Raw genomic sequence first — 14,682 nt, 5'->3', positions numbered from 1 at the left:
AACGGGCGGTCGGGCCAACCCGTGGAATCCTTGAAGCCCGCCTTTTACTCGCATGCTCGCCCGAGTCAACCGGCTTTTCCAACCTTCGGCTCAGGAATCCAACGTCACTTGCGTCCCCCATCTGCAGCCTGACCAAAGGCAGGGTGCACGCTGGCGTGGAAAACCACGCTTAGTGCCACAAACACTTTCACGTCGACGAAACGGGGCGCCAAACAAATCGGCGCCCCCAGTGGCCGGTTACAGAACGGGCTTACCCATCGTCTGGTGAATTTCCGTCACTTTGGCCGCATCCAACATCAATGCCTGCGCAAGCGTCGTCAGAAAGTTTCGCTCGGCGGGCGTGTCGACCGAAATCGCCATGAGCGCCGCAGAATACACCTGCGCCTTGGTCGTTTCGGTTGCATCCTGCGCAAGCGCCACAGGATCTACAGGGGCATCAAGCACGCTCTGGACAAAGTCCATTTCCTCATCCGATGCATCGGTGAGCTGGTCCAGAATTTTGGTGCGCTCGTCAGGGTCAATCTCGCCGTCGGCCTTCGCCGCCATGACCATGGCGCGGATCATGATCTTTGCGTTTTCCTCGGCCACTTCGCCTACCGGCGTGCCCTTGGTCATGGTGGCGAACATTTCCGACAACCCACCTGCACCGACCTTTGCCGCGCCGGTCATCGCGGACATAAGAGAGCCCAGCCCCGCCTCCGTCGCTTCGCTCATATCCGCGGCCTGATTGCCAAATTTGCCGAACATGTCGCGCACGGCGTCTTTGCCACCCGGGAACCCGAGCTTTTCGGCCATCTCGCCGACCTGATCACCCATTCCGCCCGGCTCGCCGGAGGTGCGCATGCTTTCGCGCACCTTATCCATGCCGCCCATTTCACGCATTTTGCCCACGCCCTTCGCCGCAGCAAAACCGATGGCCAGTGTCGCCAAAGTTTTTACGAAACTCATATCAAATCCCTCTCTTGCTAAACCTTCCCAACCATACTGCGCCGAAAGCTACAGTGCGGCAACAAGGATGCGTGGCGGCGTTGTCGCACTGCACAGTATCGCCGCCGAGAAATAGGGCGCTCGGGCCAGAGTAGAGCGGGAAAATGCGCGGACGGCCTGTAAGCCGGATTCTGTCTGACGACGATCATTCCTCTAGGCGCATCGTTACCGATACGCTCAAGCTGCCAACCCGGGCTTCTCGGGCTCAAGCGACCCTGCGGGCGGTATGCGTTGCCGCACACAGTCCCCGCGCGAAACCCCTATTTGGCATTGCTCCCGGTGGGGCTTGCCGTGCCGGTCCTGTTGCCAGTCCCGCGGTGGGCTCTTACCCCACCGTTTCACCTTCACCCCCGTATAGAGGGCTGACTCTTCTCTGTGGCGCTGTCCCTAGGGTTACCCCCGCCGGGCGTTACCCGGCACCGTTGCTTAATGGAGTCCGGACTTTCCTCGCGGCCCGAAAGCCCCGCGATCGTCCAGCCATCCGCGCGAGGTCGCACTTAGGCATTCGCGGGCGTGGGGTCAACGGGAAAGCGCGCGGCGAGATCGTGTGCGAGACCGGCATCGATGCGATCCACAGAGCCCTCACGGCGGGGGCGAAACCGTGCCCGAAAAGCCGCCAGTCGCGCTGGGTCATCCGCCTGCGGATAGCCGAACGCCGTCAAATCATCGAAAAACCCCGATGGATCGGCCTCGCCCGCCTCGGGCCAAACCGCCAATCCCGACAGGGACAGCCGCCGCCAATCGAACCGCGGTCCGGGATCGGATTTGCGCGCAGGCGCCATATCCTGATGACCGATCACGCGCTCCGGTGCGATCCGGTGGCGCGTCAAAAGATCGGCCAAAAGCAACTCGAGCGCATCCATCTGCGCCGCTGCAAAGGGCTCTGCACCACGGTTGGCGAGTTCGATACCGATGGAGCGCGAATTGACGTCCGTCACATCCCCCCACGCCCCCGCCCCCGCATGCCATGCCCGCAAATCTTCGGGCACCAGACGGATAATTTCCCCTGTGATATCAACCAGATAATGTGCGGAAACCTCATGCTCTTGCGAACACAGCCGCGCGCAGGCGGCAGCGGCGCTTTCCATCGCGGTATAATGGATGACCACCATATCAGGCACGACCCCGCCGCGCCGTTCACCGCAATTGGGCGACGGTATGTCACGGATCGTCAAATCAGACATTGGTTATTGGGAAACGCGCGCCTGAGCGGCGAGACGGAATGGCCGCGGGTCCCAGCTACAGGCGAAACCATCGCCATCAGGGTCCAGCCCCTTGGCATTGCGCTGCGGCCCGCCATTGGCGAGAAAATCCGACTGCGCCTTGTCCGGCGACGGGTACTTCCCACACGCCCGCGCGGCGCGCGCATCGGCACCCACCACGAGACGCGAGTAGATCGGCTGACCCACGTTGTTGGTCGTCGACAGCGCGTATTGGACCAAGGTCGGCGAGGTGCCGGAGGGCCGTGCGGGCACGGCAGTTGGTTCGATAACCTGGTATTGCTGACGGTTGGCCGCAACGAGGGCTGCGTCCTGTTCAATCGAGCGTTCACTGGAAACGGCCGAAAAATCGTTCTCGGCCGAGATGCCTACCGAATTGGTCACAGCCGCCGGTGCCTGACCGATTGCGGCCAAGGCTTCGTCACCGAGCTGCCCAGTCGGATCCGCCGGCGCACCTGTTGCGGATGCGGTTTCGGGAGAAATCGCGCGCGCATCAAGCGATCCGGCCACGTCACCGCCACCCTCGCCCTGCGCGATGAGCTGTGCTTCGCGCTGCGCCTGATAATCGGCGTAGGAGCCAAACCCGACACCGGCACCACTATCGGGCACAGGCGTTTCGCAAGCAGCAAGTGCTACGAGGGCGGTAAAAACGAATGAGGCGCGTCGGATCAAAGGATCAACTCCGGCTGAAAGATAAGCGTCAGAAAGGCTTACCACCATTTTTCGGGCTTGGAAACAAAGCCCGATGATGCCTCAAGGGAATGCGCGATATTCAGCAGATCACCCTCTTCCCACGGACGCCCGATCAGTTGCAGACCGAGCGGCAGCCCCTTTGCATCGAGCCCTGCGGGCACGGCAATACCGGGCAGGCCTGCGAGGTTTACGGTCACCGTGAAGACGTCATTGAGATACATCTGGATCGGATCGCTTTCGGACATCTCACCCAGACCAAAGGCCGCCGAAGGTGTCGCCGGCGTCAGGATTGCATCGATGCCTTGCGCAAAGACCTGTTCGAAATCGCGTTTGATCAGGGTACGGACACGGCGCGCGCGGTTGTAATAGGCGTCGTAGAAACCCGCCGACAACACATATGTGCCGATCATCACACGGCGTTGCACTTCGTGGCCAAAGCCCTCTGCGCGGGTCTTTTCATACATGTCGTCAATGCCCTCACCCTGCGCGAGCTTAGCACGGTGGCCATAGCGCACCCCGTCATAACGGGCGAGGTTGGAGGACGCTTCGGCAGGCGCGATGACGTAATAGGCGGGCAGCGCGTATTTGGTGTGCGGCAGGGAGATTTCGACAATCTCGGCGCCTGCGTCACGTAGCATTGCCGCGCCGTCGTCCCAGAGCTTTTCGATTTCCGGCAGCATGCCATCCATGCGGTATTCTTTCGGGATGCCGATTTTCTTGCCGCGAATATCGCCCGTCAGCATCGCCTCGAAGTCCGGCACAGCCAGATCGGCGGAGGTGCTGTCTTTGGCATCATGCCCACACATCGCTTCGAGCATGATCGACGCATCGCGCACGGTTTTGGTCATCGGACCCGCCTGATCGAGCGAGGATGCAAAGGCGATGACGCCCCAGCGCGAACAACGCCCGTAGGTCGGTTTGATGCCTACGATGCCGGTGAAGGCCGCAGGTTGGCGGATCGACCCGCCGGTATCGGTCCCCGTCGCCGCAAGACACAGGTCCGCAGCCACCGCAGCGGCCGAACCACCCGACGAGCCACCGGGCGTGAGCTGCGTGTCTTCGTTGCCGCGACGCCACGGGTTGATCGCATTGCCATAGGTCGAGGTCTCGTTCGACGACCCCATGGCGAACTCGTCCATGTTCAATTTGCCCAACATGACCGCGCCCGCATCGAACAGCTTCGTGGTGATGGTGGATTCATATTCGGGTTTAAACCCGTCCAGAATCGCGGACGCCGCCTGCGAGGGGACACCTTGGGTGCAGAACAGGTCCTTGATCCCGATGGGCAGACCGCACATCGCGGGGGCCTCGCCCTGCGCAAGGCGCGCATCGGCGGCTTTGGCCTGCGCGCGCGCGATCTCTGGCGTGTTGTGGACAAAGGCGTTCAGCGCACCCGAAGTTTCGATTTGCGACAGGCAGGCCTCGGTCAATTCGCCCGAGGTAAAGGATTTCGCACGTAGCCCGTCACGGGCATCTGCGAGGGTCAGTTTGTTCAGATCGCTCATTATTCCACCACCTTCGGCACGGCGAAAAAGCCCTCACGCGCGTCGGGCGCATTGGACAGGATTTTGTCCTGCATGTTTCCATCGGTGACTTCGTCATCACGGCGCTTGAGGCGCTGCGGGGTGACGGATGTCATCGGCTCGACACCGTCGACGTCCACTTCGGACAATTGCTCGATAAACCCGAGCACGGCGTTGAATTCTTCTGCCAGCGCGGGGAGGCGATCCTCCTCGACGCGGATGCGCGCCAGCTTGGCCACGCGGCGTGCGGTGTCGATGTCGATGGACATGGGATAATCCTTTGTCGTCGCTTTTTTGTCGCTTTGGTTTGGCTTTAGCCGAGGGTCGCGCGGCCTTCAAGCATGTGCGCGCCATAAACGCGGATCATATGGGCCAACATCACGGCATTGAGAAGGTGCCACAGGAAATGCGTGCCTAGCGGGAAAACACCGCAAATCGGCGCATCGAGCATCCGAAAGCCGATCGAAACGCACAGGGTCGCGGCCCCGATGGCCAAACCCCGCGCCGTCTGTGGCGCGCTGTGGCGCAACAGGAACGCGTAGATAAAGATCAACAGAGGCACAGGAGCATAGGCCGCAGAGGACCCCATGCCGACCCATGCAAAAATGGGCGTGAACACAGCGGCGAAGGGTATGAACCCCAGCGTCAGAACATAGGGACGCCATCCCGCCAGACCAAAGAAATCACGGCTGGCGAGAAAAATGTAGGTCAGGATAAATGCCAGAATCGGCAGGCTATCGGCCATCGCGCCCCACCGCGTCGCTGTGGTGTGGAAGGCAAAGGACCCAAGCCCGATCAAAAACAGGATAATCGCCAAGGCGCGCGCGCCCGGCAGAAGTTTGGCCATCGGCCACACGAATAGCGCGGCGATCAGGAAGGCGGCGTTGGTCACGGCATTGGCAGGCTCCGACCAGAAAGTGAAATCCACCCGCTCGCAATAGCTGTCAATTTGCGCAGTCCAATCCATCACGGGGCCCGCCGATCAGCGAAAAAGGATTTGAGGAGAGCTTCGCTTTCGCCGCCACCGATGCCTTCGTAAACTTCGGGCACGTGGTGACATTGAGGATGGGAGAAAACGCGCGCGCCTTGCGCAACGCCCCCCGATTTCGGATCCTCCGCCCCATAATATAGCCGTGCAATGCGCGCGTTGGAAATCGCGGCCGCGCACATCGGACAGGGTTCCAGCGTCACGTAGAGGTCGCATCCAACCAGCCGCTCGCGCACCAGTTCCGTGCAGGCGGCGCGGATGGCGAGGACTTCGGCGTGGGCCGTCGGATCATTCAACTCGCGCGTCCTGTTGCCCGCCTGCGCCAGAACCGTCCCCTGTGGCGACACAACGACCGCCCCCACAGGCACCTCGCCGCGTTCTGCCGCAGAGCGTGCCTCTTTCAAAGCGATGTCCATATATGAGCGAAAAACCATAGCCTTTCGTGCCGCACAATCGCGCGACGCGCAAGCAAAGCCCTTTCCAAGACCCCAATCGCGCTATATGGCACGCGCATGACACAAGACACGCCCACACCCGACAAAAAACCCATCCCCGGTGACCGTATTGCAAAGGTCCTCGCCCGCGCAGGAATTGCGTCGCGTCGCGATGCAGAGGGAATGATCGAGGAAGGCCGTGTGAGCGTGAACGGGCGGATCATCAAATCCCCCGCCATGAACGTGATGCCCAAAGACCGGATCATGGTCGATGGCCACGAATTGCGCGAAGCTGAACCGCCCCGCGTCTGGCTCTACCACAAACCAATTGGACTAGTGACCACCGCGCGCGACGAAAAAGGGCGCGAGACGGTTTTTGACAAGCTCCCCAAAGAGTTGCCCCGCGTGATGAGCGTCGGACGCCTCGACATCAACTCCGAAGGTCTGTTGCTTTTGACCAACGATGGCGAGTTGAAGCGCAAACTCGAATTGCCCGACACGGGCTGGCTGCGCAAATACCGCGTGCGGGTTAAAGGGACGCTGAGCGAAGCAATCCTTGAACCGCTGCGCAAAGGGATCGAGATCGAAGGCGAACGGTTCCAGCCGATGGAAGTGGTCTTTGACCGCCAACAGGGGGCGAATGCATGGCTCACCGTCGGCATCCGCGAGGGCAAGAATCGCGAGATTCGCCGCGCGATGGAGGCCGTGGGTCTCGTCGTGAACCGGCTGATCCGCATTTCCTACGGCCCGTTCCGGCTCGGCAACCTGCTCGCCGGGGCTGTTGAGGAAGTGCGTCCGCGCGTCTTGCGTGACCAACTCGGCGTCGAGGGTGACGGCGAAGGTCAGGAAGCGCCCCGCCGCGAAGTATCGCGTGGCGGCAAACCGGGCGGCCCGCGCACCGAGACCACAGGACGCGACCCGCGTGGCCCCAAACCGCCGTTCAAAGGCAAGCGTGATGGAGATCGCGGTGGGGATCGCGGCGGCGACCGGCCTGCGTTCAAAGGCAAACGTGACGGCGACGACCGACCGTTTTCAAAAGGTCCGCGTCGTGACGGCGATAAACCATTTTCCAAAGGTCCACGTCGCGATGGTGACAAACCGTATGACAAGGGACCGCGCCGTGATGGCGACAAACCGTTCGCCAAAGGCCCGCGTCGGGATGGTGACAAACCCTCTGGCGGCGGCCCTCGCAAAGATTTCGGACCTTCCAAGGGACCACGACGCGATGGCGACGGCAAACCCGGGTTCAAATCGCAGGGCTACAAATCCCACGGCGGCAAACCCGGTGGCGGCGCGCGCTCTGCGGGTTTCAAATCCCATGGCGCAAAACCGGGTGGCAAACCGGGCGGTAAAAAAGACCGCTAAGGCGCCTCCAGTCGGCCCCCTACCCCATGTCCACACCCGTTCTGCGGCGCGGGGAAAACTGACGTGGAATTCCCCAACCCCTTTCGCGCCAATTGATTACTGCCTATATTCCAAAGCGCAACGATTGCTAGGGAATCCAAGGGGCCGTAATGAGCGACAGTAACTACGCCAAACTGGCCTACTACCTCTTGGTAGCTCTCACATTTTACGTCACCATCGGCGCGCCGGGGGTCTGACGGATGTCGCAACGCTACGGTTCAACCTATTCGCCTGATCCCAAACCGGACCATCAGGCGCCCCCGCCCAAACGCCCCTTTGACGGGAAACGGCCCTCACGCGTCGGTGCGCGGTCGAATTTGCTGTTTTTTGCGGCACTTCCCCTTGCCTGGAAAGCGTTTCAATCCGAACCCGTCGTGATGTCCGGCTACCTCGCAGCACTTGGTTGTCTTCTCGGCGCGGCGTTTCTGACCCGCGAAGGGCTAAAGGCCGAAGAGGCCTATGAGGCGCGCAAGGTCGCGCGTCGCCCCAGCATTCCCCGCAAACTGTTTGGCTCTGTTCTGACCGGCATTGGTTTGGGCCTCGTGGGCTGGTTCGGATGGGGCTCTGTTGAAACCGTTCTCTTCGCCGTCCTCGGCGTGGTGCTTCACAGCTTTGCCTTTGGTCTCGACCCGATGAAAAGCAAGGGCATGGAAGGCATCGACACCTTCCAACAGGACCGCGTTGCCCGCGCCGTGGATGAGGCCGAAAAACATCTCGCCGCGATGCGTGACGCGGTCAAACGCACCAACGACCGACAGGTCGAGCGCCGCGTCGACGACTTTGTGGCGACCGCCCGCGACATGTTCCGCACCATCGAAGAAGACCCGCGGGATCTGACGGCGGCGCGCAAATATCTTGGCGTCTATTTGCTGGGCGCGCGTGACGCGACTTCAAAGTTTGCCGATATCTATGTCCGCTCACGCGATGCCGAGGCACGCGCGAAATGGGTGGCACTTCTGGACGATCTGGAGCGCAATTTTACCGCGCGCACAGAATCGTTGCTTCTGGATGACAAAACCGGTCTCGACATCGAGATCGACGTCCTTCGTGAGCGTCTCGCCCGCGAAGGCATCAAACGATAAACGAGTGACAAGAGGGACGAACACATGTCTGACACAGTGCGCCAAAAGGCCGAAGCCGTTCTCAAAGAAGTTGAGGAAGTGACCGCGTTCATTCTTCCCGAACCCAAGGGTGAAGTTGTGCCGCTCGAAGGGCCCGATGCGCCCGTTGCGGCAGATGTCAAAACGGCCATGGCCGAAATCGACATGACAAACACGCAATCCATCGTGCGTTTCGGTTCCGCCGCTCAGGCGGAATTGCAGGAAATCTCGCAAGCCATGCTGGCGGATGTGCGCAACAAGGACGTCGGCCCCGCCGGTGACAGCCTGCGCAACATCGTCTCCACCATTCGCGGGTTTTCGGTCTCCGAACTGGACGTGCGCCGCAAACGGTCGTGGTGGGAACGCCTGCTCGGTCGCGCCGCCCCCATGGCGAAATTCGTGGCACGCTACGAGAACGTGCAGACCCAGATCGACAAGATCACGGACAGCCTTCTCACCCATGAGCACAAGCTGCTCAAAGACATCAAATCGCTCGATGTGCTCTACGAAAAGACGCTCAACTTCTACGACGAGTTGGCGGTTTACATCGCAGCCGGCGAGCAGAAACTGAAAACCCTCGACGAGGTCGAAATCCCTGCCATGGCCGCCGCTGTCGATGCAGCACCCGAAGACAAACAGGTGATCAAAGCGCAGGAATTGCGCGACATGCGCGCCGCGCGCGATGACCTCGAACGCCGTGTGCACGACCTCAAACTGACCCGTCAGGTCACGATGCAGTCCCTTCCTTCCATCCGCTTGGTGCAGGAGAACGACAAATCGCTCGTGACCAAAATCAACTCGACGCTGGTCAACACTGTGCCGCTCTGGGAAACCCAGCTGGCGCAGGCCGTTACGATCCAACGCTCCGCAGAAGCCGCGGGTGCGGTGCGTGAGGCCTCTGATCTGACCAACGAACTGTTGACCGCCAACGCCAAGAACCTGCGTCAGGCCAACAAGGTCGTGCGCGAGGAAATGGAACGCGGCGTCTTCGATATCGAGGCTGTGAAAACCGCCAATGCCGAACTGGTCGCGACCATCGAAGAAAGCCTTCAGATCGCCGACGAAGGCAAACGCAAACGCGCCCTGGCCGAGCAAGAACTCAAAGAGCTGGAGGCGCGCCTGCGCGACACTCTGGCTTCTGCCAAGTCGACAGCGAACGCGTCTGGCACTGCAGTTCCGACCTGATCATGCCACGCGCGCAGAATTTGCGGTGCCTCGGCGCGGGAGCCTTTGCTCTCGCGCTGTCCGCCTGCGTGCCCGCGATCGAAAGCCCAAAACCGGCGGCGCGCCCCACGACCGTTTCTGCGCCCTCGGCACAAGCGAAGCCCGAAACACGGCCCTCTGCGCAAAGCCGTGCGCTTTCGCAGTATTACCGCGACCTGCAGTCCGATCTTTTGGCCAATGACCTGTTGCGCACCGACGGCGGTGGCCCCGACACGCCGTTCAGCGCACGCACGCTCGCGCGCAACTTTGAGGACATCGCACTCTTTGATGAATACGCCAGCATCAATGGCCAATATGTGACCCAGACCACTCCCACGACGCTCCATCGTTGGGACGACTCCGTGCGGCTCGGGCTCGTCTTTGGCGAAAGCGTAAGTGCCGCCCAGCGCAGCGAGGATCGCAAAACGCTCACCGCACTCGCGGCGCGCCTTTCCGCGGCGACCGGACACCCGATCGGGCTCAATGCGTCGCCGAATTTTACCATTTTCATCATCGGGCATGATGATCGCGCCGGTCTCGGGGCGCAGATTGCCCAACGCATTCCGGGCATCAGCGCGGCGGCCCTGCGCACGGTCGAAACACTGCCGCGTTCGATTTACTGCCTCGCCTTTGCATCCGACCCCGACAACGACGGGGTCTACGAGCGTGCCGTTGCCGTCATCCGCGCCGAACATCCTTCCCTCCTGCGGCGCGCGTGCTTGCATGAAGAGGTCGCCCAAGGCCTCGGACTCGGTAACGACAGCCCGCACGCGCGGCCTTCAATTTTCAACGACGACGAAGAATTCGCACTGTTGACACGACACGACGAACTGCTGCTTTCGATCCTGTACGATCCCCGTCTGTCGCCCGGTATGAACGCGCAAACCGCACGCCCGATTGTGGCGCGGATTGCACAAGAGCTTTTGGAGGACGCGCCAACTGGCAGCGTACAGTGAACCGATGACCGCCCTTCTCGCTGCCCTGCCGCTCGCCGTAATCCTGCTCGCCATGGGCGTTCTGCGCCTATCGGCGGCCAAGGCCGGTTTGATCGGCCTGATCGTCGCGGTCGGTCTTGGCGTCACCCTCTTTGATCTCTCGGCCGCTCCGGTTGCCCTGCTGAGCGGCATTAGCGCGGAGGCCATTTTTACCACCGGTACCATCCTGTGGATCATTTTCCCTGCCCTCGCGCTCTACGAGTTTCAGAGCCGTACCGGTGCAATTGACCACATCCGCGACGCCCTCAGTCACCTCACAGAGAACCGCCGACTTCAAGCCATTCTAATCGCGTGGTTTTTCGGTCTCTTCATTGAGGGCGCCGCAGGTTTCGGAACACCGGTCGCCTTGGCCGCCCCCCTATTGGTGGGGCTCGGCTACCCGCCCGTTCAGGCGGTTGTTCTCGCCCTCTTGGGGCATGCGGCGGGCGTTTCTTTCGGGGCAATCGGGACGCCGACCATCACGCAGGTCGAGCTTTCGGGACTGGATGCAGTGCGGTTGGCAGGTACCGTCGCCTCACTGCACGCAGCGCTTGGCACGATGCTTTTGGTGGCCACGGTTCGGCTCGCGGGCGAAGGCCCCCTGACACGGACCGACTGGTCATGGATCCTTCGCGCGGCTTTGGCGTTCTTTATTCCCTTTCTGCTGCTTGCATGGCTCGTCGGGCCGGAACTGCCCAGCCTCGGTGGCGGGCTCTTCGGGGCAATCGCGGTGATATTTATCATAACGCGCGGCAAAAAGAGCACCGGTCTGGACCTGCGCCTCCTGCTGCGCGATCTCGCGCCCTACCTCATCATCCTAGCGCTGGTGCTCACATCGCGCCTCGCGGCGCCGCTCAAAGAAATGCTCCTCGCCCCGACACTCGGCTGGCAGTGGCAGGGTCAGTTTGCCGGCAAGTTCCAGCCCCTATATCACCCCGGAACGCTGCTCTTGCTCGGTCTGGTTGCGGCCGCACTCCTCACGGGGCGCGCATCGGCGCTTGCGCCAAGCCTCGGCGCGGCATTGCGCAAACTCGGCGGCGTTGCTTTGGCCCTCTTGGCGATGTTGGCGCTGTCTCGCGTCATGGTCCACTCGGGCATGATCGATCGTCTCGCAGAGGCCGCGGCGGGCCTCGGATCCGTCTGGCCGCTACTCGCGCCGGCGCTCGGCGTGTTGGGCACGTTCATCACCGGATCGGCCACCGCCTCCAACATCCTCTTCACCGAATTGCAGCTCTCGACAGCCGCGGCACTCGGCCTCGGGGCGACCAAAATGGTCGCAGCCCAGGGGTTCGGCGCCGCCATAGGTAACGTCATTGCGCCACATAACATCATCGCAGGAAGCGCCACCGTGGGCCTTGTCGGGCGCGAAGGCGACATCCTGCGCAAAACATTCTGGATCGGGATCGGATACGCCTTCTTGGGGGGCGTTTTGATCTTTGCACTCACATTGACGGGCTGACAGGCCCGCCGTCACAAAGGTATAAACGCACAGAGCGTAAGAAAGGTTGAACCATGGGTATTCTCGATTTCCTAACCGGCGAATTCATCGACGTCATTCACTGGACGGATGACACACGCGACACGATGGTCTGGCGTTTTGAGCGCGAAGGGCATGCCATCAAATATGGCGCCAAGCTCACCGTGCGCGAAGGTCAGGCGGCTGTGTTTGTCCACGAAGGACAATTGGCGGATGTCTTCACGCCGGGTCTCTACATGTTGGAGACCAACAACATGCCGATCCTGACGACGATCAACCATTGGGATCACGGCTTCCGTTCGCCCTTTAAATCCGAGATCTACTACGTCAACACGACGCGGTTTTCCGATCTGAAATGGGGCACCAAAAACCCGATCCTGTGCCGTGATCCGGAGTTCGGCCCGATCCGCCTGCGCGCCTATGGCACATACACCGTCAAGGTGTCCGATCCGGCCCTGTTCCTGACCGAAATCGTGGGCACCGATGGTGAATTCACCATGGACGAGATTTCCTATCAGGTCCGCAATATCATTGTGCAGGCCTTTTCACGCATCATCGCGCAGTCCAATATCCCTGTCCTCGACATGGCTGCCAACACTGACGATCTGGGCAAGCTTGTTGCGACGGAAATCTCGAAAGTGGTTGCGGAATACGGCCTGACCATTCCCGAGTTCTATGTCGAAAACATCTCGCTTCCCGAAACGGTCGAAGCCGCACTCGACAAACGCACCTCGATGGGGATCGTCGGCAGCCTCGATAACTACATGAAATTCAACGCGGCCGAAGGCATGGGGGCCGAAAACTCCGCCATGGGCGCATCCATGGGTGCGGGCATGGGCGCGGGCATCGGCATGTCCATGGCCACACAGGCCGGACCATGGGGCTCACGTCCGGTATCGGTGCAACCCGTTCAGGTTCCCCCACCCCCGCCTGTGGAGCACGTGTGGCACATTGCGGTAGCCGGTAAGACCAAAGGCCCCTTCTCCAAAGCCGAGATCGGACAGATGGCTGATAAGGGCGAAGTCGCCCGCGACACCTATGTCTGGACCCCGGGTCAGGACGGATGGCTCAAAGCAGATGCGGTCACTGAACTGGCACAGCTGTTCACCATTTCTCCGCCCCCGCCCCCCGCCGACTGAGGAGGCCCCGATGCAGACGCGGGTGACACGGTCCCCCGAGTGCGGCAACGCGCCCGAAAACGCCCGCGCCGAGGCAATCGCGCTGGCGCTGATGGGCGTGGGCAGACTCGAAGAGGACGCTTTGGCAGAGATTGTAACATGGGACCGCTCGCAATCCGCCGTTGTCGTGGGGCGCGAAGCGGTAAGCCACGCGGTGGCAAAGGTGGATCCACCCGCGTCGATCTCTCTCGCAGAGGTCGTCACACACGGGCGCGCGGGCACGGTTTCCGGCCGCATGACCCGCGACGGGGCGGGCACGGTCCTGTTTTGCCATGTGATCCGGTTCACTTCGCCGAGCACGCACCAAATCGCGCAACTCGTGTCGTTCGAGCGCCAAGAGGTGTCCCATGGATGAGGTCGCAACAGTCCACGACGACCACCGCTTTCCCTGCGGCACCTGTGGCGCAGATATGCGCTATGCGCCGGGTACACGGCGGCTGATTTGCGACCACTGCGGGGCCACGGAACCGTTGGATACCGCAGGCGCGATGCCGCCCCGCGAACAGGACTTTGCGCGCGCAATCGCGACCGGCCTGCACGCGGATGGTGCTGAAACCGAAGAAATTCGCGTGTCCCACTGCCCCAACTGCGGTGCGACGGTCGAATTTCATGCCACGCTCCACGCATCCGAATGCCCCTACTGCGCAACGCCCGTCGTGGCCGACACCGGCGGACATCGCCAGATCAAACCCCATGGATTATTGCCCTTCGCTCTCGACGAAAAGACCGCCCATGCGGCCATGTCGGATTGGCTCGGGCAGTTGTGGTTCGCCCCGAACGGCCTGCGTGCCTATGCGCGCAAGGGGCGCCGACTGTCGGGCGTTTATGTGCCCTACTGGACGTTTGATGCGGACACGCAGTCGGGCTATCGCGGCGAGCGAGGCGATGACTACTACGTGACGAAAACGATCCGCCGCAATGGTGAGAACGTTCAAGTGCGCCAACGTAAGACGCGCTGGCGGTCGAAATCAGGGCGGGTATCGCGGTTCTTTGACGATGTGCTGATCCTCGCCTCACACGCCTTGCCGCGAAAATACACCGAAGGGTTGGAGCCTTGGGATCTCTCCGCGCTGGAGCCCTATCTGCCTGACTACCTCGCCGGATTTCGATCCGAAGCCTACGCTGTGCGCCTCGACGAAGGTTATGCGGGCGCGCGTGAGTATATGGATCGCGTGATCCGCCGCGACGTGAAATTCGACATTGGCGGCGACCGCCAGCGCATCCACGACATTGACACCAAAGTGCGCGATGTGACCTACAAACACATCCTGCTTCCGGTCTGGATGGCGGCCTACAAATACCGCGGACGGACCTATCGTTTCGTGGTGAATGGCCGCACCGGCAGGGTTCAGGGCGAACGCCCGTTCTCGGCCTGGAAAATTGCATTCGCCGTCCTGCTCGGTGTAATCGTTGCAGCGGGTGTCGGATACGCGATTGCGCTCAACGAACAGGGCGCGTTCACGTCCGCATACTGACGATTTCACTTGTTGTGTTGGCGCTA

Annotated in this window: 15 protein-coding genes and 1 other RNA gene; 8 read left to right on the top strand and 8 right to left on the bottom strand. The window is 61.5% G+C overall.

All coding sequences use genetic code 11. The annotated features are described in order from the left end of the window. Positions 1-237 precede the first annotated feature (237 nt). The 8 genes from ABD815_RS00340 to ABD815_RS00305 form a co-directional block, all read right to left on the bottom strand. Positions 238-948 (bottom strand): DUF533 domain-containing protein, encoded by a 711-nt coding sequence (locus ABD815_RS00340; RefSeq protein ID WP_344841892.1) that lies wholly within the window; start codon positions 946-948, stop codon positions 238-240. Between the two features lie 143 nt (positions 949-1,091). Next, an RNA gene (gene rnpB / locus ABD815_RS00335) (RNase P RNA component class A) lies at positions 1,092-1,472 on the bottom strand. Between the two features lie 12 nt (positions 1,473-1,484). Next, positions 1,485-2,171: an N-acetylmuramoyl-L-alanine amidase gene (locus tag ABD815_RS00330; RefSeq protein WP_344841889.1), complete on the bottom strand. Its 687-nt coding sequence runs from the start codon at positions 2,169-2,171 to the stop codon at positions 1,485-1,487. A 3-nt stretch (positions 2,172-2,174) separates the two neighbouring features. Beyond that, complete coding sequence (locus ABD815_RS00325; RefSeq protein WP_344841887.1) at positions 2,175-2,879, bottom strand: hypothetical protein; 705 nt, start codon at positions 2,877-2,879, stop codon at positions 2,175-2,177. 38 nt (positions 2,880-2,917) lie between these two features. Continuing rightward, positions 2,918-4,405: an Asp-tRNA(Asn)/Glu-tRNA(Gln) amidotransferase subunit GatA gene (gatA, locus tag ABD815_RS00320; RefSeq protein WP_344841884.1), complete on the bottom strand. Its 1,488-nt coding sequence runs from the start codon at positions 4,403-4,405 to the stop codon at positions 2,918-2,920. Then, positions 4,405-4,692: an Asp-tRNA(Asn)/Glu-tRNA(Gln) amidotransferase subunit GatC gene (gatC, locus tag ABD815_RS00315; RefSeq protein WP_344841881.1), complete on the bottom strand. Its 288-nt coding sequence runs from the start codon at positions 4,690-4,692 to the stop codon at positions 4,405-4,407. Before gatC ends, gatA begins: the two co-directional genes overlap by 1 nt. Positions 4,693-4,736: 44 nt before the next feature. Continuing rightward, positions 4,737-5,390, bottom strand: a complete 654-nt coding sequence (locus ABD815_RS00310) for a ceramidase domain-containing protein (RefSeq protein ID WP_344841878.1) — start codon at positions 5,388-5,390, stop codon at positions 4,737-4,739. Then, positions 5,390-5,845, bottom strand: a complete 456-nt coding sequence (locus tag ABD815_RS00305) for a nucleoside deaminase (protein WP_344841875.1) — start codon at positions 5,843-5,845, stop codon at positions 5,390-5,392. Before ABD815_RS00305 ends, ABD815_RS00310 begins: the two co-directional genes overlap by 1 nt. Before the next feature lie 78 nt (positions 5,846-5,923). On the opposite strand from ABD815_RS00305, the gene ABD815_RS00300 reads away from it, so the two are divergent. The 8 genes from ABD815_RS00300 to ABD815_RS00265 all read left to right on the top strand — a co-directional run bounded on the left by ABD815_RS00300 (position 5,924) and on the right by ABD815_RS00265 (position 14,656). Next, complete coding sequence (locus tag ABD815_RS00300; protein ID WP_344841872.1) at positions 5,924-7,210, top strand: pseudouridine synthase; 1,287 nt, start codon at positions 5,924-5,926, stop codon at positions 7,208-7,210. 239 nt (positions 7,211-7,449) lie between these two features. Continuing rightward, a complete protein-coding gene (locus tag ABD815_RS00295; protein ID WP_344841869.1) occupies positions 7,450-8,331 on the top strand; it encodes a 5-bromo-4-chloroindolyl phosphate hydrolysis family protein in 882 nt (293 codons plus the stop codon). Positions 8,332-8,355: 24 nt separating this feature from the next. Beyond that, positions 8,356-9,534 carry a toxic anion resistance protein gene (locus ABD815_RS00290; RefSeq protein WP_344841866.1) on the top strand — a complete coding sequence of 393 codons (1,179 nt, stop codon included), beginning with the start codon at positions 8,356-8,358 and terminating at the stop codon, positions 9,532-9,534. A 2-nt stretch (positions 9,535-9,536) separates the two neighbouring features. After that, complete coding sequence (locus tag ABD815_RS00285) at positions 9,537-10,508, top strand: DUF2927 domain-containing protein (RefSeq protein WP_344841864.1); 972 nt, start codon at positions 9,537-9,539, stop codon at positions 10,506-10,508. Between the two features lie 4 nt (positions 10,509-10,512). After that, positions 10,513-11,985, top strand: a complete 1,473-nt coding sequence (locus ABD815_RS00280; RefSeq protein ID WP_344841861.1) for an L-lactate permease — start codon at positions 10,513-10,515, stop codon at positions 11,983-11,985. Positions 11,986-12,038: 53 nt separating this feature from the next. Next, entirely contained in the window at positions 12,039-13,142 is a 1,104-nt protein-coding gene (locus tag ABD815_RS00275) for an SPFH domain-containing protein (RefSeq protein ID WP_344841858.1), read from the top strand. A 10-nt stretch (positions 13,143-13,152) separates the two neighbouring features. Further along, positions 13,153-13,536, top strand: a complete 384-nt coding sequence (locus ABD815_RS00270; protein ID WP_344841856.1) for a hypothetical protein — start codon at positions 13,153-13,155, stop codon at positions 13,534-13,536. Further along, entirely contained in the window at positions 13,529-14,656 is a 1,128-nt protein-coding gene (locus tag ABD815_RS00265) for a TFIIB-type zinc ribbon-containing protein (protein WP_344841853.1), read from the top strand. The genes ABD815_RS00270 and ABD815_RS00265 overlap by 8 nt, the downstream gene beginning before the upstream one ends. Positions 14,657-14,682: the final 26 nt, after the last annotated feature.

This window comes from Celeribacter arenosi (assembly GCF_039539485.1).
In the GTDB taxonomy this organism is placed as follows: domain Bacteria; phylum Pseudomonadota; class Alphaproteobacteria; order Rhodobacterales; family Rhodobacteraceae; genus Celeribacter; species Celeribacter arenosi.
Note: the sequence above shows the minus strand (reverse complement) of the source record. Positions and strands in the feature narration are given on the sequence as shown.